This is a genomic window from Sphingomonas sp. BK069 (assembly GCF_014193405.1).
Taxonomy (GTDB): domain Bacteria; phylum Pseudomonadota; class Alphaproteobacteria; order Sphingomonadales; family Sphingomonadaceae; genus Sphingomonas.
Genome location: NZ_JACHZH010000001.1, coordinates 1,640,075 through 1,658,111, shown reverse-complemented (window position 1 = coordinate 1,658,111; position 18,037 = coordinate 1,640,075). Strand labels below are relative to the sequence as shown.

22 protein-coding genes are annotated in these 18,037 nt (G+C 70.1%); 10 read left to right on the top strand and 12 right to left on the bottom strand.

The annotated features are described in order from the left end of the window. Positions 1-3 precede the first annotated feature (3 nt). Entirely contained in the window at positions 4-1,968 is a 1,965-nt protein-coding gene (locus tag FHY02_RS08015) for a serine hydrolase (protein ID WP_183921251.1), read from the top strand. On the opposite strand, the gene FHY02_RS08010 is transcribed toward FHY02_RS08015, so the two are convergent. Beyond that, complete coding sequence (locus FHY02_RS08010; protein WP_183921250.1) at positions 1,958-2,188, bottom strand: hypothetical protein; 231 nt, start codon at positions 2,186-2,188, stop codon at positions 1,958-1,960. The two genes, FHY02_RS08015 and FHY02_RS08010, sit on opposite strands and share 11 nt — an antisense overlap. A 129-nt stretch (positions 2,189-2,317) precedes the next feature. On the opposite strand from FHY02_RS08010, the gene FHY02_RS08005 reads away from it, so the two are divergent. Continuing rightward, on the top strand, positions 2,318-2,779 hold the full coding sequence (locus tag FHY02_RS08005; protein ID WP_183921249.1) for an Lrp/AsnC family transcriptional regulator: 462 nt from the start codon (positions 2,318-2,320) through the stop codon (positions 2,777-2,779). 23 nt (positions 2,780-2,802) lie between these two features. Beyond that, positions 2,803-4,530: an amidohydrolase family protein gene (locus FHY02_RS08000; protein WP_183921248.1), complete on the top strand. Its 1,728-nt coding sequence runs from the start codon at positions 2,803-2,805 to the stop codon at positions 4,528-4,530. A 67-nt stretch (positions 4,531-4,597) separates the two neighbouring features. On the opposite strand, the gene FHY02_RS07995 is transcribed toward FHY02_RS08000, so the two are convergent. From FHY02_RS07995 to FHY02_RS07980, 4 genes are all read right to left on the bottom strand, one after another. Further along, complete coding sequence (locus tag FHY02_RS07995) at positions 4,598-4,990, bottom strand: DUF4174 domain-containing protein (RefSeq protein ID WP_260158597.1); 393 nt, start codon at positions 4,988-4,990, stop codon at positions 4,598-4,600. 88 nt (positions 4,991-5,078) lie between these two features. Next, a complete protein-coding gene (locus FHY02_RS07990) occupies positions 5,079-5,222 on the bottom strand; it encodes a hypothetical protein (protein ID WP_183921246.1) in 144 nt (47 codons plus the stop codon). 69 nt (positions 5,223-5,291) lie between these two features. Next, a complete protein-coding gene (locus FHY02_RS07985; RefSeq protein ID WP_183921245.1) occupies positions 5,292-5,540 on the bottom strand; it encodes a hypothetical protein in 249 nt (82 codons plus the stop codon). 11 nt (positions 5,541-5,551) lie between these two features. Then, complete coding sequence (locus FHY02_RS07980) at positions 5,552-7,018, bottom strand: PAS domain S-box protein (protein WP_183921244.1); 1,467 nt, start codon at positions 7,016-7,018, stop codon at positions 5,552-5,554. Positions 7,019-7,176: 158 nt separating this feature from the next. On the opposite strand from FHY02_RS07980, the gene FHY02_RS07975 reads away from it, so the two are divergent. The 3 genes from FHY02_RS07975 to FHY02_RS07965 all read left to right on the top strand — a co-directional run bounded on the left by FHY02_RS07975 (position 7,177) and on the right by FHY02_RS07965 (position 8,345). Further along, complete coding sequence (locus FHY02_RS07975) at positions 7,177-7,446, top strand: GlsB/YeaQ/YmgE family stress response membrane protein (protein WP_183921243.1); 270 nt, start codon at positions 7,177-7,179, stop codon at positions 7,444-7,446. A gap of 17 nt (positions 7,447-7,463) precedes the next feature. Beyond that, the gene (locus FHY02_RS07970) at positions 7,464-7,991 is read left to right on the top strand and encodes a hypothetical protein (protein ID WP_183921242.1); all 528 of its coding nucleotides are present in this window, start codon (positions 7,464-7,466) and stop codon (positions 7,989-7,991) included. A gap of 75 nt (positions 7,992-8,066) precedes the next feature. Further along, on the top strand, positions 8,067-8,345 hold the full coding sequence (locus FHY02_RS07965; protein ID WP_260172790.1) for a helix-turn-helix domain-containing protein: 279 nt from the start codon (positions 8,067-8,069) through the stop codon (positions 8,343-8,345). A gap of 204 nt (positions 8,346-8,549) precedes the next feature. Here the strand turns inward: FHY02_RS07965 and FHY02_RS07960 are convergent, their stop codons facing one another. Further along, complete coding sequence (locus tag FHY02_RS07960; protein WP_183921240.1) at positions 8,550-9,851, bottom strand: CitMHS family transporter; 1,302 nt, start codon at positions 9,849-9,851, stop codon at positions 8,550-8,552. 496 nt (positions 9,852-10,347) lie between these two features. After that, positions 10,348-10,656 carry a hypothetical protein gene (locus FHY02_RS07955; protein WP_183921239.1) on the bottom strand — a complete coding sequence of 103 codons (309 nt, stop codon included), beginning with the start codon at positions 10,654-10,656 and terminating at the stop codon, positions 10,348-10,350. 208 nt (positions 10,657-10,864) lie between these two features. Here FHY02_RS07955 and FHY02_RS07950 point away from each other — a divergent pair, with 208 nt between their 5' ends. Genes FHY02_RS07950 through FHY02_RS07940 form a run of 3 tightly spaced genes read left to right on the top strand, consistent with a single transcriptional unit; the run spans position 10,865 to position 12,326 of the window. Next, the gene (locus FHY02_RS07950; protein WP_260172679.1) at positions 10,865-11,485 is read left to right on the top strand and encodes a TspO/MBR family protein; all 621 of its coding nucleotides are present in this window, start codon (positions 10,865-10,867) and stop codon (positions 11,483-11,485) included. Then, entirely contained in the window at positions 11,482-11,835 is a 354-nt protein-coding gene (locus FHY02_RS07945; RefSeq protein WP_183921238.1) for a thiol-disulfide oxidoreductase DCC family protein, read from the top strand. The genes FHY02_RS07950 and FHY02_RS07945 overlap by 4 nt, the downstream gene beginning before the upstream one ends. After that, positions 11,832-12,326 carry a DUF427 domain-containing protein gene (locus tag FHY02_RS07940; protein WP_183921237.1) on the top strand — a complete coding sequence of 165 codons (495 nt, stop codon included), beginning with the start codon at positions 11,832-11,834 and terminating at the stop codon, positions 12,324-12,326. Before FHY02_RS07945 ends, FHY02_RS07940 begins: the two co-directional genes overlap by 4 nt. A gap of 44 nt (positions 12,327-12,370) precedes the next feature. Here FHY02_RS07940 and FHY02_RS07935 read toward each other — a convergent pair whose 3' ends face one another. The 5 genes from FHY02_RS07935 to FHY02_RS07915 form a co-directional block, all read right to left on the bottom strand. After that, positions 12,371-13,144, bottom strand: a complete 774-nt coding sequence (locus FHY02_RS07935) for an SDR family oxidoreductase (RefSeq protein WP_183921236.1) — start codon at positions 13,142-13,144, stop codon at positions 12,371-12,373. 82 nt (positions 13,145-13,226) lie between these two features. Continuing rightward, positions 13,227-14,165 (bottom strand): esterase family protein, encoded by a 939-nt coding sequence (locus FHY02_RS07930; protein ID WP_183921235.1) that lies wholly within the window; start codon positions 14,163-14,165, stop codon positions 13,227-13,229. 61 nt (positions 14,166-14,226) lie between these two features. Continuing rightward, positions 14,227-15,255, bottom strand: coding sequence for an oxidoreductase (locus tag FHY02_RS07925; RefSeq protein ID WP_183921234.1), 1,029 nt, complete (start codon positions 15,253-15,255; stop codon positions 14,227-14,229). Positions 15,256-15,302: 47 nt separating this feature from the next. Then, positions 15,303-15,932 carry a LysE family translocator gene (locus FHY02_RS07920; RefSeq protein ID WP_183921233.1) on the bottom strand — a complete coding sequence of 210 codons (630 nt, stop codon included), beginning with the start codon at positions 15,930-15,932 and terminating at the stop codon, positions 15,303-15,305. A gap of 105 nt (positions 15,933-16,037) precedes the next feature. Beyond that, the gene (locus FHY02_RS07915; protein WP_183921232.1) at positions 16,038-16,787 is read right to left on the bottom strand and encodes an N-acyl amino acid synthase FeeM domain-containing protein; all 750 of its coding nucleotides are present in this window, start codon (positions 16,785-16,787) and stop codon (positions 16,038-16,040) included. Positions 16,788-17,409: 622 nt separating this feature from the next. Between FHY02_RS07915 and FHY02_RS07910 the strand changes: the two genes are divergently transcribed. After that, positions 17,410-17,967: an FxDxF family PEP-CTERM protein gene (locus FHY02_RS07910; protein ID WP_183921231.1), complete on the top strand. Its 558-nt coding sequence runs from the start codon at positions 17,410-17,412 to the stop codon at positions 17,965-17,967. Positions 17,968-18,037 lie beyond the last annotated feature (70 nt).

Here is an 18,037-nt window from a genome sequence, read left to right as displayed (position 1 = left end):
AGGATGACGATGAAGACGCTTATACTGGCGCTCCTCCCCGCGCTGCTCGTCGCCGCGACGCCGGCCGCGCGCCCGCCCGTCGCGCCGCCCGCGGCCCCCGGCACCGAGACGCCGCCGGCGCCTGCCACGCCCGCGAGCGCGCCCCAGCTCACCGAAGCCGACGTCGGCGCCTGGCTCGACGGCTATATGCCCGCCGCGCTCCAGGCCGGGAAGATCGCGGGCGCGCAGGTGGCGGTCGTCAAGGACGGCGCGATCCTGTTCGAGAAGGGCTATGGCTACGCCGACGTCGCCGCCAAGACGCCGATGGACCCGCGCCGCTCGCTGATGCGGATCGGCTCGACCTCCAAGCTGCTGACCTGGACCGCGGTGATGCAGCTGGTGGAGGCGGGCAGGCTCGATCTCAACGCCGACGTCAACCGCTACCTCGACTTTCGCATCACCCCGCCGGGGCGCGCGGTAACGATCAACGACCTGATGCAGCACCGCGGCGGCTTCGAGGAGGGGCTCAAGGACCTGCTCGCCAGCGACCCCAAGCTGCTCAAGACCACCGAGCGCTACCTGAAGGAGAACACGCGCCCGTTCCTGTTCAGGCCGGGCGAGGCGCCGGCCTATTCCAACTATGGCGTCGCGCTCGCCGGCTATATCGTCCAGCGCGTCTCGGGCGAGCCGTTCGAGGCCTATGTCGCGCGCCACATCACCGGCCCGCTGGGCATGGCGCACACCACCTTCGTCCAGCCGCTGCCGCCCGCGCTCGTGCCGCTCGCGGCCAAGGGATACGACACCAGCGACGGGCCCCCGCACGCCTATGAGCTGGTCGGCACCGCGCCAGCGGGCAGCGTCGCCTCCACCGCGGACGACATGGCGCGCTTCATGCTCGCGCATCTCGGCGGCGGCAGCTACGGCGGCGCGCGGATCCTGCGCCCGGAGACGGTCGCGTTCATGCACCGCCCGCCGGCGCCGCCCGCCGCTGGCTTCGACACGATGGCGCACGGCTTCTTCTGGATGCAGCGCAACGGCACGACCGTGATCGGCCACGGCGGGGACACGATCGTCTTCCATACCGACCTCGCGCTGCTGCCCGAGAAGAATGTCGGCTTGTTCATGAGCTTCAGCAGCCGCGGCGAGCGCGACGCGGTGTACGGCGTGCGCGAGCGGCTGTTCGACCTGTTCATGGACCGCTACTTCCCCGCACGCCCCGCGCCGCTGCCGCTCGCGATCGCGAGCGCCGCGGCGGACGCGCGCGCGCTGGCGGGGCACTACGAGAGCTCGCGGCGAGTCGAGACCGGCTTCATCAGCCTGTTCTACCTGCTCCAGCAGGACGTGGTCAGCGCCAACGACGACGGCACGATCAGCGTCTCCTCGATCGAGGGAAAGCGGTTCCGCGAGATCGCGCCGGGGCTGTGGCGCGCGGTCGACGGCACGCGGCTGCTGCGCGTGACCGAGCTGCGTGGGCGGCGCACCATCGTCGACAGCCAGAACCCGGTAGGCGTACTCCAGGCGGTGCCGGCGGCGCGGAACTCGACGATGTTCCAAACGGTCGCGGGCCTGTCGCTGCTGGTGCTGCTGCTCACGGTGGTCGCCTGGCCGGCGGGCTGGTGGATCCGGCGCCGCTACGCCGCGCCGCGGGTGGCGACCGGGCGCGCTGCGCGCGCGCGGCTGCTGGTGCGCGTCGCCGCCGTGGCCGACCTCGCCTATGTCGCGGGCTGGTACACCGTCGTCGCGCCGATCCTGAGCCAGCAGGTCGACGCCTACAATGCCACCCTCGACGGCACGATCCGGCTGCTCCAGGTGGCCGCCTTGATCCCGATCGCGGCGGCGCTGATCGGACTGTGGAACCTGGTGGAGGCGTTCCGCGGACCGTTCGGCTGGGGCGTGCGGCTGCGCGCCGTGCTGGTCGCGCTGGCGTTCCTTGGGCTGCTGTGGGTCGCCACGATGGCGCACCTGATCGGCTGGAGCCTCAACTACTGAGCGTGGCACTCTCCACCAGCACCAGCGCGCGCATCTTGGCGAGGAGCAGCTCGGCGACGCCGTCCTCCAGCCCGCTCACCGCGACGCCGATGCGATACGTGTCGCCGTCGCGCTCGACCGACGCCGCGTCGAACGCGATCGAGCGGAGCGCGAGCAGGTTGAGCACGCGCAGCGGCAGGTCGGGCGAAGCCTCGCCGGCGACGAGGAAGCGGACGGTCATGCGGGAATGCCTCGGTCGGATCGTTGGCGCACAGCATGGCAGCGGCGCGCCGGAAAAGGTCTCCTCATCCGCGCCGTTGCCGTTACGCTGGGGCATGTTCATCCCGCCACCGTCCGGATCGCGGCACAAATGACCCAACTTGATGATTATGAGCGGCGCATCTTGCGCGAGTTGCAGCGCGACGGGCAGCAGACCGTCGCCGAGCTCGCCGCCAAGGTCGGCCTGTCCGCCTCGCCGTGCTGGCGCCGCATTGACCGGCTGGAACGCGAAGGCGTGATCCGCGGCCGGGTCGCGCTGGTGGACCGTCGCAAGGTCGGGCTCAGCGCGCATATCTTCGCGCAGGTGCGGCTCAACGCGCACGGCCGCGCCAACCTCGACGAGTTCGCCGCGGCGATCCGCGGCTTCCCCGAGGTGCTCGACGCTTACGTGCTGATGGGCACGACCGACTTCATGCTGCGTATCGTCGCGCGCGACATCGACGCCTACGAGCGCTTCTTCTTCGACAAGCTGAGTCGGCTGCCGGGCGTGCAGGAGATCACCTCCACCGTCGCTTTGTCCGAGATCAAGTCCACGTCCGAGCTGCCAATCTGACCCGCTTGCCCCGAGGAGCCGCCATGAAGCGCCTGATTACGCTCGCTGCCTTGTTGCTCGCGCCGCTGCCGCTGGCGGGAGCGGCGTCGCCGCCGCGCTACGACGTCGTGATCCGCGGCGGGACGATCTACGATGGCTCGGGCGGCGCCCCCTTCGTCGGCGATGTTGCCGTCGCGGGGGACCGGATCGCGCTCGTCGCGGCGCACGTCGCGGCGCGCGGCGCAACGGAGCTGGACGCGCGCGGCAAGGCGGTGTCACCCGGCTTTGTCAACATGCTCGCGCACCCCGAGGAGAGCCTGCTCGTCGACGGCCGCGCGCTGTCCGATCTGGCGCAGGGCGTCACGCTGGAGGTGATGGGCGAGTTCTCGATGGGACCGCTCAGCGCGACGATGCAGCGCGACATGATCAAGGAACAGGGCGACGTCCGCTACCCCGTGACCTGGACGACGCTCGGCGGCTATCTCGACGTGCTGTCGCGGCGCGCGATCGCGCCCAACGTCGCGTCGTTCGTCGGCGCGGGCACGGTGCGCGAGGCGGTGCTGGGGGCCGACGACGTCCAGCCGACCGCGGCGCAGCTCGAGCGGATGCGCGGGCTGGTGCGCGCGGCGATGGAGCAGGGCGCGCTCGGGCTGACCGACATGCTGATCTACACGCCCGCCACCTTCGCCCAGACGCCCGAGCTGATCGCGCTGGCAAAGGTGTCGGCGGCGTGCGGCGGCATCTACACCGTGCATATGCGCAGCGAGGGTGATCGGCTGGAGGAAGGCGTCGCGGAGACGATCGCGATCGCCGAGGCCTCGGGCGCGCCCGCCGAGATCTACCATTTTAAACAGGCCGGGCGCGACAATTGGGGCAAGATCGACCGCGTCATCGCCGCGATCGAGGTGGCGCGCGCCCGCGGCGTGCGCGTCTCCGCCAACATGTACACCTATACCGCCGGCGCGACCGGGCTCGACGCCGCGATGCCGCCCTGGGTGCAGGCGGGCGGCCTCGACGCGTGGATCGCGCGGCTGAAGGATCCGGGGACGCGGGCGAAGGTCGCCGCCGCGATGCGCGACCCGCACCCGAAGGACTGGGAGAATCTGCTCGCCGGCGCGGGGGCGGAGGGCACGCTGCTGCTCGGTTTCAAGAACCCGAAGCTGAAGCCGCTCGCGGGGAAGACGCTGGCCGCGGTGGCGCGCGAGCGTGGCCGCTCGCCCGAGGAGACCGCGATGGACCTCGTGGTGGAGGACGGCTCGCGCGTCGGCATCGCCTATTTCCTGATGAGCGAGGACAATGTCCGCAAGGCGATCCGCCAGCCGTGGATGAGCTTCGGCTCGGACGAGGCCGCGCCAGCGCCCGAGGGCGTGTTTCTGCGCACCAAGGATCATCCGCGTGCCTACGGCAATTTCGCACGGCTGCTCGGCCATTACGTCCGTGACACGCATGACCTGACGCTGGCCGAGGCGGTGCGGCGGCTGACCAGCCTGCCCGCCGACCATCTCGCGATCGCCGACCGTGGCCGGCTGCGTGCCGGGCAGTTCGCCGACGTCGTGGTGTTCGACCCCGCGACGATCGCCGATCACGCTACCTATGAGCAGCCGGCGCGATTGGCGACGGGTGTCAGCACCGTCCTGGTCAACGGTCGGTTCGCGCTGCGCGATGGTCGACCGACCGGCGCCCACACCGGGCGCGTGGTGCGAGGCCGCGCCTATCGGGGCGGGGCAGGCGGGGGATGCCGTGCCGCGGCGGCGGACTGGCGGTGGTATTGAGTCCGCGTCGGCGCGGGGTGTTCACGAAGCGAGCATTCCATGCCGTTCGGTGCCGGCCCGACGGGGATCATCGACGTTCTTGGCGACGCATGGGCATCGCGTCGATCGTCTCCTCGAGGACCGCCGCGGGGATCGGATGTGTCTGGCGAAGCTTGGTGCCACCGTCCTTGCCGATCAGGAGGGCCGAGAAGCCGTTTGCCGGAAGGCGAAAGCGCTTTCGCAAGGTTGACGCTGACTCACTTGCGCCTGTCACCTGGTCGCCCGCGATCTCGACCACGGCCAGATCGCGCTCCGCCGCCGCGTCTCTCCACTGCGAGATGATCCGTCGCTGCTGCTGAAGCGATGCATCCTGCCCGCCGGGCGCGGCGACGAGCAGCACGCGCTTCTCCCACCTCATCGCCGCGATGCTGGAGGGGGCCGCTGCTGCCAGCGACAAGGCGATGAGCAGGTTGGTCGCCATCATGTGACCGCAACGCGTTGCCGCGCAGGACGTTTCGCCGACCCGGCCATGACCGCGCCCGTCGCGTTCTACGCGTCGCGGCGCAAGACTAGGACTTCTTCGCCTTGCCGCCCTTCTTGCCCAACTCCGCCTGCGCGGCGGACGATTTGCGCGGGTTCTTCTCGCCGTCCTTCGCCGCCTTGGCGTTGGCCTTCTGCGCCGTGGCGCTGCCCTTGCCCTGACTCTCCGTCATGATCGCGCTCCGCTAAGACCGACCTCAAACGGGACTGATGAGGGTTCGTTGCGCCCGACCGCGGTGGCTTCACCCGGCACGCGCGCGCTTCGCCAGCATGACACGCCGCCGCCTGACCAGCTCTGCCAGCTCGCCCTCGACGAAACTGCACGGGCGGCATGGGCGATTGGGCAGCGATATGCGGATGTTGCGGGGATTGAGGCGGGTCTCCACGATGCGATCGACGATGCGGTCGAGCCGCCCCTCGTCGACGATGACCCTGAAGCCGTCGCTGCCCATGACCGACGCCACCGCATGCTCGTCCCAGATCGTGCTCAACGAACCCTCTCTCATGCCCGATACGTTCCCATGCCGCGCTCGCGGCCCCAGACGACCGCGCCGCTGCGGCGGGTGGCGCCGGTCTTCTCGTAGATCCGGGCGACATGATTGCGCACCGTGTTGCGCGTGATCGCCAGCCGCTCGGCGATGGCGGCGTCATCCAGATCGTCGCAGATCAGGTCGAGCACCTGGCGCTCGCGCGCGGTCAGGTCGGCGGGCGCCAGCTGCGCGGTCGGTCGGCGCAGCGTGGCGAGCTTGTCGAGGATCGAGCGGCTGAGCCAGCGCGTGTCCTTGAGCACCTCGTCGATCGCGCCGGCGAGCTCCGCCTCGCTGCGGCGGCGCTCGGTGACGTCCTGATACACCCAGATCACGCGCGTCGTGCCGCCGCCGTTGATCCGCTCCGCCGCGACGCTGCACCGCAGCTCGCTGCCGTCGCGGGCGACAAAGCCGGCGTCCCCGGCATGCACAGCACCGTGCTCTCCGACTTCGCGCTCCATCGCCGCGCGCGCCTCGTCGTCCTGCCACCAGCCGAGCGCAGCGACCGGCACGCCGGCCTCGGGCTCGACCGCGATGCCCGACAGCGCGTGAAAGGCGGCGTTGCTGCGAAGCACGCGGTGCGCCTCGTCGGCGATCACCATCGCGACCGGTGCCATGTCGAAGACCGCCTCGAGGTTCCGCTCGCTCATCGCCAACGATCGCTCGGCCTCGCGGCGCGGCTGCAGGTCGGCGAAGGTGAGCAGCAACACGTCCTCGTCGGTCACGTCGATCGGCTGGCCCGCGAAGATAACGAGGCGGCGGCTGCCGTCGGCGCAGAGCAGCTCCGCTTCGGTCTGCGGGATCACCTGGCCCGCGTCGATCATGCCGCGCACCTCGGCGCGGCTCGGCAGGCCGCCGAGCAGTCCGAGACCGAACAGCGAGCGGTCGACCAGTTGCTCGCGGGTAAAGCCGGTCAGCGCGAGGAAGCCGGGGTTGACGTTGGCGACCCTCAGGTCGCGCTGTCGCACGATCAGCGCCGGCGCGGGATTGGCGCTGAACATGGCGCGGAAGCGCGCCTCGGCATCGAAGCGCTTGGACACGTCGCACAGCACGATCGCGAGATAGTCGGGTTCCCCGCCATCAACGTCCATGACGACGTCGCGCACCTGATGGACCCAGCGCGCCTCGTCGCATCCCGCCGGCGCGACCTCGACGATCAGGTCGGGCATCGACTCGCCCGCCAGCACGCGAAAGAGCGGGTATTCGCGATGTTTGAGCTGCCGATGCTCGGTGTCCCACATGATGAAACGCCGCGCATAATCCTCGGCGGTGGCGCCGAGCTCTCCCAGCTCGGTCACCCCGTGCATCGCCAGCGCGGCGGCGTTCGCGGTGAGCAGCGTCCCGCTGGGGTCCAGCAGGATCACGCCATCGAGCAGCTGAGCGATCAGCTGCTCGAGGTGGCGGAGCGTCGGCGAGGCGGAGAGAGGAGCGGCGCTCGGCATCCGCCATCAACCGTGCCACCCCCGTACCGTTCCCAGCGCAACACCAGCCGCACTAGTGCACCCGCACTAGGGTGCCGGCCGGCAGGCGCGACGCTTGCTGAACTTGTCGTCGGCGCCTCCCGTTGATGCGGCACCAACCCACTAACGGAGTGATCGTCATGGGCCTCATCATACTTCTCGTCGTCGGCGGCGTGATCGGCTGGCTGGCCAGCGTGATCATGCGGACCGACGGACAGCAGGGCATCTTCCTCAACGTCGTGGTCGGCATCGTCGGCGCGGTGCTCGCCGGCTTCATCGTCACCCCGCTGATCGGCGGCGCGCCGATCACCAGCGGCGTGCTCAGCATCCAGTCGGTGCTGGTCTCGCTGCTCGGTGCGATCGTGCTGCTCGGCATCGTCAACCTCTTTCGCCGCGGCTCGGTGCGCTGAGGCGGGCGGCGGGGACGATGCCGCGCATCGCCTCGGCCATCTTCGACACGCAGGCGGACGCGCATCACGCCGTGTCCGACCTGCGTGGCGTCGGCGTTGGCGACCGCGATCTGTCCGTGATGATGCGGCGTGTGGTGGCGGAAAACACCGGTCGCTCGGGCGCAAGCGCCGCTGAGGACAGCGCCGGGGTGCTGCGCGCGATCCTCGGAGGTGGCGCCCTCGGCGCGGGTGTCGGTGTGGCGACGCTCGCGATCCCCGGTGTCGGCCCCCTGGTGGCGGCCGGCGCGGTCGCCGCCTCGGCGGTACCGGGCGCGATGGCGTTCGGCGCCGCGACGGGCGCGCTGGCGACGACGCTCGCGGAGCTGCTGGCGCCGCATGGCGTCGCCGCAGAGGAGGCCGCCTACTACGATCGTTTCCTGGCGCGCGGCGGCGTGCTGCTCTGGGTCGGTAATGGCGCGACGGTCCAAGTCGAGGCGATCGTCGACATCCTGTACCGCAACGGAGGCCACGACGTTCGGCGGCCCGGCAACGCGCTGCTGGAGTGATCATTCGGTGCCCTGGCGCGAGCGCGATGCGGTGAGCAGCCGCGCGCGACGAACCCAGCAAGGAACATCGTGACGATGAAGGAATGCCAGATCGAGGGCACGATGGCGTTCGCGCAACGCTCGGCGGTAGAGGCCGCGCTGCGCGACAATCGCTGCAATCTCTCGCACGCCGCGCGTCAGCTGCGCGTCGGGCGGACCACTTTGTACCGGCTGATCAAGCGCTTCGAGATAGAGGTGGAGATCATGCCGCGCACGCAGCTCCCGCGGCTCCGCGCCGCGACTCAGGCTCCGACGAGCGTGCGTCTGGTAGACGGCGTCTGGTATCTCGTGCGCGCGGACGGCGAGCGCGCCTAGCGCCACGGCCACTCGATCAGCAACATCGTGACCTCGCCGCGCTCCATCGGCGCGAGATGCCGGCGCCGAGTGCGCCGGGTCGCGCGAGATCGATCACCTGAGGCCCCGAGCTGGCCGTCGGAAACCACTGCCGGCGGCAGGAGGAGCGTGATTGGATCGGCGGTATCGATCGCCCCTCCCACGCGGACCGACGGAGGGCAGGCGTCAGCCGACCAGCGGGAAGGCCAGCGCCAGCATGCCGACGATCGTCATCAGCGTGCAGACCGCGGCGGCGGGGACCAGCGTGAAGCGTTGGTGGTCGGCCAGTTCCACCCCCGCGAGGCTCACCAGCAGATAGGTCGAGGGCACCAGCGGGCTGAGCAGGTGAACCGGCTGGCCCATCAGCGAGGCGCGCGCGATGGCCATCGGCGCGACGCCGTAATGCGCGCCGGCCTCGGCGAGGATCGGCAGCATGCCGAAGTAGAACGCGTCGTTCGAGATGAAGAAGGTGAAGGGCAGGCTGAGCGCCGCGGTGATCGGCGCCATATAGGGCCCCAGCCCGGGCGGGATCACGCCGACCACCTCCTTGCTCATCGCCTCGACCATCCGGGTGCCCGAGAGGATACCGGTGAAGATGCCGGCGGCGAAGATCAGTGACACGACCGACAGCACGTTGCCCGCGTGCGCGGCGATGCGCTCCTTCTGCTCGGCCACCTGCGGGTAGTTGACGATCATCGCCGCCGCGAAGGCCAGCATCATCAGCACCGACAGCGGCAGCACGCCCGAGACGAGCCCGGCGAGCAGCGTCACCGTCAGCGCGGCGTTGAACCAGCGCAGCCGTGGCCGGCGCGCCTCCGGGAACTGCGACACCGCCATGCCGGTGAAGCTGGTCGGCGCCTCGGCGTGGAGCTGCCCGATGCGGCGGCGCTCCTTGCGGCCGAAATAGATCGCCAGCGCGACCAGCCCGGCCAGCCCCGCGATCATCCCCGGGATCAGCGGCACGAACAGCGTCGCGGGGTCGAGTTTGAGCGCGCTCGCCGCGCGCGCGGTCGGACCGCCCCAGGGCGTCAGGTTCATGATGCCGCTGGTCGTCATCAGCAGGCAGCACAGGTACAGCCGGTTCATGTCGTAGCGCTTGTACAGCGGCAGCAGCGCGGCGATCGTGATGATGTAGGTGGTCGAGCCGTCGCCATCGAGGCTCACCATCGCGCACAGGGCGACCGTGCCGACCAGGATCTTGAGCGGATCGCCGTGCACCAGCCGCAGCAGCTGGTTGACCAACGGATCGAACAGGCCGGTGTCGGTCATGGTCGAGAAGAACAGGATCGCGAACAGCAGCATCACGCCGGTGGGGGCGAGATTCTTGATGCCGTCGATCATCATCTCCCCCAGTCCCGCGGCGAACCCGGCGAGCAGCGCGAAGGTGGTGGGAACGACGATCAGCGCGACCAGCGGGGTCATTCGTTTGGTCATGATCAGCGTCATGAACGTGGCCACCATCAGGAAGCCGAGCAGGGCGAGGTTCATCGCGGGAAATCCTGTGTGCGGAGGCGAACAGAAGGTGACGCTGGCGAGCACGCTGACGGTCTCGCGGTCGTCGGCGCGGGTGACCGCGCCGGCGCGGGTGTCGGTGTCCAGTGGATCGCGTTGACCTGGATGGGGCAAATCTGTTGAGGGACCAATTGGCGCCCGGCGTCGCGGCCCGGCCGCGGCCACCGGTCGCCAGATCTTTATAGTCGAACTTCTCGTAGCGCGCGGTCAGCTCGGGCGCGGCGACTCCGCTCCCCGCCGCGCTGCCGCCGCTCGCCGACACGTTCGACCCAACGCCCATGCCGCCTGAGGCGGGCACCGCGGGCATGCGCCGCTTCACCGCCGACGCCGAGCGGCAGGCGCGCACGTGGCGACCGCGAGGTGGACGGCGTCTCGTCGTCGGTCCACGGCCCCGACCTGACGGAGGACATCGCCGATCGGGGGAAGCGATCCGGCACCCGTGGCAGCCGGGGCTCAAACCCCGGCGCGCAGGTCATGCCTCGGGCTGCTCGCCGAACGAGAGCGCCTCGGCCGAGCCGACCTTGGCTTCACCCGCGAAGAGCTGGTCGAGTCGCTCGCGCACCTCGCGGCGATACTCCTGCTGGCCGCGGCGGCGCGGCCCCGCGACCGAGACCTCGTCGGCGATCGCGTCCTTGATCCGGGTGAGCGCGGCTTCCGGCAGCACGCCCGCGGCGCGCAGCTCGACGCAGAGCTGTACCAGCCCGACCGCTGTGGCCTGCGCGCGCAGGCCGACATTGACCACGTCGAAATGCAGCCGCTTCTGCTTGTCTATCGATGACATTCGATCTCTCCTCTCCGGGAGGTCGAACGCGCGAGCGGCCGCCTCCGCTGCGTGCGTCCGGCGCGAAGGCGAGGGCGGAGGAGCCTGGCCCCTTTCCCGCGCTGCCGCGTTGGCGGCACGAAGGAGAACGGCGTGTGTCGAGCAAGGTCCTGATCACCGGCGCGAGCGTCGCCGCAGATGAAGCGCCAGCCAGCCCGCGGTCACCGCGATGACGGGCCGGCTGCTCGGCGACCTTGACACGTCCGCGCCCGACCGCTCGCTCTCTCCGGCGTCGCGCGCCAAGGACATGCCGCGGGCGTCGGAACTGACCGACGCCGCGGCGAGCACGGGGGGCTGGTCGCCCGTCGCCGCGCTGGGGCTCGTCGGGCTGGTGCTCGGGGCGAGCGCGCTGGTGGGTCGCCGCAACGCGCCCGACCGCACGCACCCGACGATCCGGCGCTGGTATCAGCGGCTCGACAAGCCCGACATCACGCCGCCGGACGCGGTGTTCGGCGCAGTCTGGCCGGCGCTTGAGGTCGGGCTCGCAGTCGGCGGTTATCGGCTGCTGCGCCGGCCCTCGAGCGCGCGTCGTGACGTTGCGGTCGCGCTATGGCTGGGCAACAGCGCGATGATCGGCGGCTGGAGCGAGCTGTTCTTCCGCCGCAAGCGGCTCGGCGCCAGCGCCGCCGCGTCGGGCGCGATGCTGGCCTCGGGCGCGGCGCTCGTGGCCACCGCGGCGCGGGTCGACCGGACGGCCGCGGTCACCGCGATGCCCTATGTCGGCTGGCTCGGCTTCGCCACGCTGCTGGCCGAGCGGATCCGCCGCGATAACCCGGCGCGCGGCCGATGAGCCGGGTCACCGTCTGGCACGACGGCGCGTGCCCTTTGTGTCAGCGCGAGATCGCCCTGATGCGTCGGCTCGACCGGCGTGGGCGGATCGACTTCATCGACGCCACGGTGGAGACCTGCCCGCTCGACCGTGCCGCGATGCTCGCGCGCTTCCACGCACGCGAGGAGGGCGGCCCGATCGTCGCGGGCGCGGCGGCGTTCGCAGCGATGTGGCGCGCGATCCCGCTGCTGCGCCCGCTCGGTGTGGCGGCGCGAAGCCCGGCAGTGCTGGCGCTGCTGGAGCGGGTCTACCTCCGCTTCCTGCGGGGTCGCCCGCGGCTGCAGCGCTGGGCCGGGCGGGGCGCCGCATGAGGCCGGTGCGCGAACCGGCGGAGCTTGGGCAGGAGAGCGTATGGGACTATCCGCGGCCCGCAGTGGCGGAGCAGAGCGGTCGTCACGTCCGCATCCTTCACCGCGGCGTGACGGTGGCCGACACGCGCGCCGCAATCCGCACGCTGGAGACCAGCCATCCGCCGAGCTGGTACCTGCCGCCCGACGACGTCGCGCGCGAGCTGTTGCGGCCGTCGGCGCGGCGCTCTTTCTGCGAGTGGAAGGGCGAGGCCGTCTACTGGCATCTCGCGGTCGGCGACACGCTGCTGCGCGACGTCGCGTGGAGCTACCCCGACCCGACGCGCGGCTTCGCGTCGTTGCGCGATCACCTCGCCTTCTACGCTGCGCCGCTGGACCGGTGCACCGTTGACGGCGAGATCGTGCTGCCGCAGCCGGGCGGCTTCTACGGCGGCTGGATCACCCCCGACGTGGTGGGCCCGTTCAAGGGCGTGCCCGGCAGCATGGGCTGGTAGCGGGCGCCGGGCCCTGCTGCCGGGCCCTGCCGCCGGGCGCGCGATCAGGAGCCGCCGGCGGCGCGCTGCTGTGCGGCCCGCTCGGTGAGCGTCTTCAGCGTCTCGTCGAAGCGCCCCTCGCGCTCGGCCTGGCGGAGGAACTGCACCTCGTCGACTAGGATCTCGCGCGGCGTCGGCTGCTGCGCGAACTGCGCGGCGACCGCGTCGGCGAACGCCTCCAGCGGCATATAGCTTGGGCGGTTGGCCTGGCCCGGCGTCAGGTCGGTCTGCACGCCCGGCGGCGCCAGCTCGATCACCTCGACCTTGCCCGCCAGCTGCGTGCGCAGCGACACCGTATAGGAATGGATCGCTGCCTTGGTCGCCGAATAGGTCGGCGCCGCCACCAGCGGGACGAACGCAAGGCCCGAGGTGACGGTGACGATCGCGGCGTCGGCTTGCGCGCTGAGGTGATCGACCAAGGCGTTGGTCAGGCGGATCGGGCCGAGCAGGTTGATCGCCACCGTCGCCTCGGCGTCGGCGAGGTCGCGGCGCCCGGTCAGGTCCTCGAACTTCATGATCCCGGCGTTGTTGAACAGCACGTTGAGCGCGGGGAAGTCGGCGACGATCTGGCGCGCGAAGGCGTCGACCGCGGCGGGATCCTCGACGTCGAGCGTGACGGTGTGGATCCGCTCGCGACCGGCCGCGGCCTGCTCCAGCGCCTCGCGCCGGCGTCCGGCGATGATGACGGTGTCGCCGCGGTCGTGAAAACGATGCGCGAGCGCCTCGCCGATGCCGCTGCCGCCGCCCGTCATCAGGATCGTGTTGCCGCTGGTCTTCATGGTCGCTTCGCTCCGGATCGCAGGGTATTGATCCGCCGCTCAATGATCGGCGCGGCGGATCGTTCACCGCCGGCTTCCGCGCTCACCGCGCGGCCGGCTGATCGCGCCAGAGCCAGCGCAGCGCCTCGGGCAGCAGCGCGCCGCCGTCCGCGTCCGAATGACCGCCCGCGGTCCATTGGTAGCGCACGTCGTAGCGCGGACCGGGCCGGTGCTGCTCCTCGGCAAGAGCGTTGGCCCAGGCCAGCGCCTTGACCATCTGCTGGTTGGCGAGGAACCAGTTGCCGTGCTCGTTGTCGAGATCGGCGCTGCCGTCCTGGAAGAAGACGCGGATCGGGCGGATCGCCGACTTGCGGATCAGCCCGGGATAGAGGTCGCCGCCGAGCGCCACCGGCGCGCCGTCGCTGCCGAGCCGCAGGCCGATCGAGGTGTAGCTGCCGATGAAGCTGAGGACGTTGCCGAACGCTTCCGGGTGTCGCCACGCCACCGTCCAGGAGGCGATCGCGCCGCTCGACGTGCCGCCGATCGCGCGGCGGCGCGGATCATCGGCGAACCGCCAGCGCCGCGCCACCGCCGGCAGCAGCTCGTCCAGCGTCATGCGCGCGTAATCGTCCGAGAGCGAGTCGTACTCCTCGACGCGGTGGTCGGGGTTCTGCATGCCGAGGTCGGTCGGGTAGGTGGCGGCGCGATGTCCCGGCGTGACGAAGACGCCGAGCGTCGGCGGCAGCGTGCCGTCGCGGATCAAGGCGTCGAGCACTGCCGGCACCCTGAGCGAACCGGTCGGGTTGGTCGCGCGCTGCCCGTCCTGGAACAGCAGCAGGTTGGGGGGCTTCGTCCGGTCATAATGCAGGGGGACATAGACCCAATATCGTCGCACCGTGCCCGGGTAGACGCGCGAGTGAAGCTCGAACGGGCCTTCCAGCCGAAACGCCGTTGCCGCGGATCGGGCGTCGGCGGCGGGTGTGGCGCCCGCGCTCCCGACGCTCGCGAGTGCCAGTGTCGCCGTGAACAGGATCGTGCGCATCTCTCTCCCTCTTCGGCGCTAGCCTAGCAGCGCGGGCGACGGAAGAAAGCGATCCGCCGGATCAGAGTACGATCTCGCACCGCTCCGTCACGCTGCGCAGCCCGGCATCGAGTACCTCCATGACCGCCAGCGCCTCGTTCGGCGGCACGGGGTTCGGCCCTTCGCCGCGGATCGCCGCCGCCAGCGCCGACCAGAACAGGCGATAGTCGCCGCGCCGATTGGGCACGCGAGTCGCCGCGGCGCCCGGCTCGCCGGGCGTAAGCAAGCCGTCGAGCGGATCATGGCCCCACTCGGCGCCGCCCGGCCGTTGTCCGGCGAGCGTCGCTGCCTCTTGCGGGTCAAGTCCGTGCTTGACCCAGCTGCCGCGCGTGCCGTGGACCGCGAGGCGCAGGCCGTGGTCGGCGGCGAGCTTGCTCGAGTGCAGCGTCACGCGCTTGTCGGGGTAGCGCAGCGTCGCGTGAAAATAGTCCGGCGCAGGTGCGCCGCGGCGCAACGTGGCGATATCGGCGGTGACCGCGCTCGGGCGGCCGAACAGCAGCAGCGCCTGATCGACCAGATGAGGCCCGAGGTCGAGCCATGAGCCGCCCGCGCGCGCCTCCTTCCAGGTCGCCGCGGGCGCCGGTCGCCAGCGGTCGAAGCGGCTCTCATAGCTCACCACGTCGCCCAGCGTGCCGTCCTCGATCAGCCCGCGCAGCGTGAGGAAGTCGGCATCCCAGCGTCGGTTGTGGAAGACGGTGAGCAGCCGCCCCGCGCGCTCGACCGCCGCGATCAGCCCGCGCGCCTCGGTCAGCGAGGTGGCGAACGGCTTGTCGACCAGCACGTGCTTGCCGGCCGCCAGCGCGGCCTCGGCATGCGCGACGTGGAGATGGTCCGGGCTGGAGACGACGACCAGCGTGACCGACTCGTCGTCGAGCAGCCCCGCCACGTCGGGCAGCACTGGCGCGGCGGACCAGTCGGCGTGGACCTTGGCGGGATCGCGCGAGACGATGCCGCGCAATTCCAGCCCCGGCGTGGTCGCGATATAGGGGGCGTGGAAGGCGCGGCCGCCGAGGCCGTAGCCGATCAGTCCGACCCCGATCCTGTCCGTCATGTGCGTCGCTCCCCCGCGGCGAGCGTAGGCTTCTGTTGCGGCGACGATCAAGCCGGCCGAACCCGCAGCAGCGCGACGCCGAAGCCGATGAAGATCGTGCCGGTGAGCCGGTCAAACGAGCGGCGGATTGCCGGACGGTTGAGGTATCGCGCCAGCGATCGCCCGCCGAGCGCATAGGCCGCGTACCAGCCTGCCTCGACCATCGCGAAGCTGAGCACCAGCAGGAGGAACTGCGGCGGCTTGGCGCGCGCCGGATCGATGAATTGCGGCAGGAAGGCCGCGGCGAACAGGATGAGCTTGGGGTTGCTGATGCCGATCGCGAAGCCGCCGCGAAACAACGCCGCACGCGATGCCCGCGCCACCAACTCGCCCGCCCCGACATCGAGCGGCGCTGCCTCGGCGCGCCACGCCCTGATCCCGAGATAGACGAGATAAGCGGCGCCGGCATAGCGCAGCACCGCGAAGGCGCCGGGCACCGCGAGCAGCAGCGTGGAGAGCCCCGCGGCCGAGGCCGCGAGCACCGACACGACCGCGGCAAGACAGCCCGCCATCGCCGCGACGCTGCGCCGCAATCCCAGCTGCACCGAGCGGGACATGACGTGGAGCATGTTGGGCCCCGGCGTTCCCGAGAGCAGGAACACCGACCCGACGAACAGCCACCAGGTGTGAAGCGCCATCCCTCGCGGTCCTCCGTCGCGCGACCGGCGCCGCTCCTAGTGCGCGATCGAGCTTGGGTCGAGGCGAGTCAGGCGGTCACTTATCGGCCGTCGCCCGGTCACGCTTCAGGCGTGGCCGACCGTCACGTTGGCGTCGATCGCGTTCGGCTGCCGCTGGCTCGCGATCGTTGCGGCGCGATGCGCCTGCGAGGCGGAGAGGCCGCCGCGCTCCATCTTCAGCCGCACATCGCTCTCGATCTCACCCGAGAGGAAGAAGGGGTAGAGCGAGCGCTCGCTGACGCCACCGGCCGCGCGCGTATATTCGGCAACCTGCGCACGGATCTGCGCCACTTCGAGATGCATCAGCTGCGACGGCGCGCCGACCCCTTCATTCTCCTTCAGCCCGCCGACGCGATCGAAGCCGAGCATCGCCTCGTAGAAGCGGCGGTGGCGCGGGTTCACCTCGATGAACAGGTCAGTGCAATCGTAGCGGCACTCGCCGTAGATGAAGATGAAGTGGAAGAAGGCGGCGAGGATCGCCTTCGACTGCACCGACGACTCGAACGCGAACTTGGTCAGCTCACACAGCTGCGCGCCGGGCACGCGGCGATAGGTGTTGAGCTCGTTGCGGAAGGTGTGATCGATCTCCATCCCGGCGGACGAGTCCACCCCGAGAGTGAGCGTGCCGACCAACTCGCCGTCGATGAAGGCGGTGAAGGTCGAGTGGGTCGCGCCCGTCGGGATGCTGTGCGACTCACCATAGCCGCGCCAGCCGTAGCGCTTGTTGAGCAGTGATCGTGCTGCAGCGCGATCGGCCTCACCGGCGGCGACCTTGATCACCAGCGCGTGATTCTGGCCGTCATTGCCGGCGATCATGGTCGAGAAGTGGAACGCTTGGCGGAGTGGAGCCAGCGTGTTCTCCAGCAGATTAGCAGATGAGCCGTCGATGTGTCGGCCCAGGTCAAGGGAGCGTGGTGGCATACATCACCTTTGGATCGAGGAACCGGTTGGGCAGTTGAATATTGGACATGCGCTCTCATCGCCGCGGACGCGATGATCGCCGCAGACACACTATCCCGCTCGATATCCAGCAGCGATTGCCAGATGCCGTACGTACATCACTGACAGGCTAATCCTCTCAGCCGCCGCCAGGACAGGCGCGCGACTGATCCGCATCAGAACTAGATTGGACCCCTGGTTTTATCGTTCGTGTTTCATCAGCACGTTGAGCGAGTTCGTTACGGCGTTCTCGCTAGAGCAGATTTAGTTAACAGGTCCTAGTCGGTCCGAGGCGGCGAAAGATGAGTCGTGCGATTTCTCGGATGGACGCTGCGGGCGGCCACGCGGAAGTTCCGCAACGCAACGTTTTTTTGTTGCAACGCAAATGCCCCGAATGGGAGCAGCTATCGTTAATTTTTTGTTCATCCTTCCAGAGCGGCTGTGTCATATCGCGGCCAGGCAGATGAAATCAGGCCGACTCGAATCAAAGGGAGTTCCTATGAAAAGCCTCGTTGCCATCACCATGGCGGCCGCCGCTGCGCTAGGCGCCGTCTCGGCCGAAGCAGCCACCTATCCGGTCGGCTCGCCCAACTTCCAGGCGACCGCCGGCCCGAACGGCACCTTCTCGGGCGCGTTCCGGGTCGAGGGCCTCAAGTCGGGTACCTTCACCGACACCTTCACCTTCACCCTGCCGACCAACGGTCTGGGCAGCGGCACGGTGACCACCAGCGTCACCGACCTCTTCTCGGCCAACGATCTCGATTTCACCTCGGTGACGATCAATGACATCGCCGCGCAGATCACGAAGACCGCCGGCGGCGCGTTCGAGGTCGCCTTCATCAACAACGTGCCGATCGTGGCCGGCCAGCTGAACAAGCTCGTCGTCACCGGCCTGTCGCGCGGCAACGGCGCGTACGGCGGTCAGGCGACCTTCACCCCGGTCAACTCGGCGGTGCCCGAGCCGGCGACCTGGGCGATGATGATCATGGGCTTCGGCGTGGTCGGCTATGCGATGCGTCGCCGTCGCACCGCGGTGCGCTTCAGCCAGGCGATCTGATCCACGTCGGCGGGGCGACCGCCGATCCTGGAGCAAGGGAGGACGGCGCCCCGCGGCGCCGTCCTCCTTC

Coding starts and splice junctions, on each gene's coding strand:
- FHY02_RS07960 (WP_183921240.1), bottom strand. CDS start 9,851: ATGAACCTCGCCCTGCTCGGCTTCCTGATGGTGGCCACGTTCATGACG.
- FHY02_RS07990 (WP_183921246.1), bottom strand. CDS start 5,222: ATGACGGAGAGTCAGGGCAAGGGCAGCGCCACGGCGCAGAAGGCCAAC.
- FHY02_RS08005 (WP_183921249.1), top strand. CDS start 2,318: ATGACCCAACTTGATGATTATGAGCGGCGCATCTTGCGCGAGTTGCAG.
- FHY02_RS08000 (WP_183921248.1), top strand. CDS start 2,803: ATGAAGCGCCTGATTACGCTCGCTGCCTTGTTGCTCGCGCCGCTGCCG.
- FHY02_RS08015 (WP_183921251.1), top strand. CDS start 4: ATGACGATGAAGACGCTTATACTGGCGCTCCTCCCCGCGCTGCTCGTC.
- FHY02_RS07975 (WP_183921243.1), top strand. CDS start 7,177: ATGGGCCTCATCATACTTCTCGTCGTCGGCGGCGTGATCGGCTGGCTG.
- FHY02_RS07935 (WP_183921236.1), bottom strand. CDS start 13,144: ATGAAGACCAGCGGCAACACGATCCTGATGACGGGCGGCGGCAGCGGC.
- FHY02_RS07940 (WP_183921237.1), top strand. CDS start 11,832: ATGAGGCCGGTGCGCGAACCGGCGGAGCTTGGGCAGGAGAGCGTATGG.
- FHY02_RS07970 (WP_183921242.1), top strand. CDS start 7,464: ATGCCGCGCATCGCCTCGGCCATCTTCGACACGCAGGCGGACGCGCAT.
- FHY02_RS07920 (WP_183921233.1), bottom strand. CDS start 15,932: ATGGCGCTTCACACCTGGTGGCTGTTCGTCGGGTCGGTGTTCCTGCTC.
- FHY02_RS07925 (WP_183921234.1), bottom strand. CDS start 15,255: ATGACGGACAGGATCGGGGTCGGACTGATCGGCTACGGCCTCGGCGGC.
- FHY02_RS07945 (WP_183921238.1), top strand. CDS start 11,482: ATGAGCCGGGTCACCGTCTGGCACGACGGCGCGTGCCCTTTGTGTCAG.
- FHY02_RS07910 (WP_183921231.1), top strand. CDS start 17,410: ATGAAAAGCCTCGTTGCCATCACCATGGCGGCCGCCGCTGCGCTAGGC.
- FHY02_RS07955 (WP_183921239.1), bottom strand. CDS start 10,656: ATGTCATCGATAGACAAGCAGAAGCGGCTGCATTTCGACGTGGTCAAT.
- FHY02_RS07965 (WP_260172790.1), top strand. CDS start 8,067: ATGAAGGAATGCCAGATCGAGGGCACGATGGCGTTCGCGCAACGCTCG.
- FHY02_RS08010 (WP_183921250.1), bottom strand. CDS start 2,188: ATGACCGTCCGCTTCCTCGTCGCCGGCGAGGCTTCGCCCGACCTGCCG.
- FHY02_RS07995 (WP_260158597.1), bottom strand. CDS start 4,990: ATGGCGACCAACCTGCTCATCGCCTTGTCGCTGGCAGCAGCGGCCCCC.
- FHY02_RS07930 (WP_183921235.1), bottom strand. CDS start 14,165: ATGCGCACGATCCTGTTCACGGCGACACTGGCACTCGCGAGCGTCGGG.
- FHY02_RS07950 (WP_260172679.1), top strand. CDS start 10,865: ATGACGGGCCGGCTGCTCGGCGACCTTGACACGTCCGCGCCCGACCGC.
- FHY02_RS07980 (WP_183921244.1), bottom strand. CDS start 7,018: ATGCCGAGCGCCGCTCCTCTCTCCGCCTCGCCGACGCTCCGCCACCTC.
- FHY02_RS07915 (WP_183921232.1), bottom strand. CDS start 16,787: ATGATCGCCGGCAATGACGGCCAGAATCACGCGCTGGTGATCAAGGTC.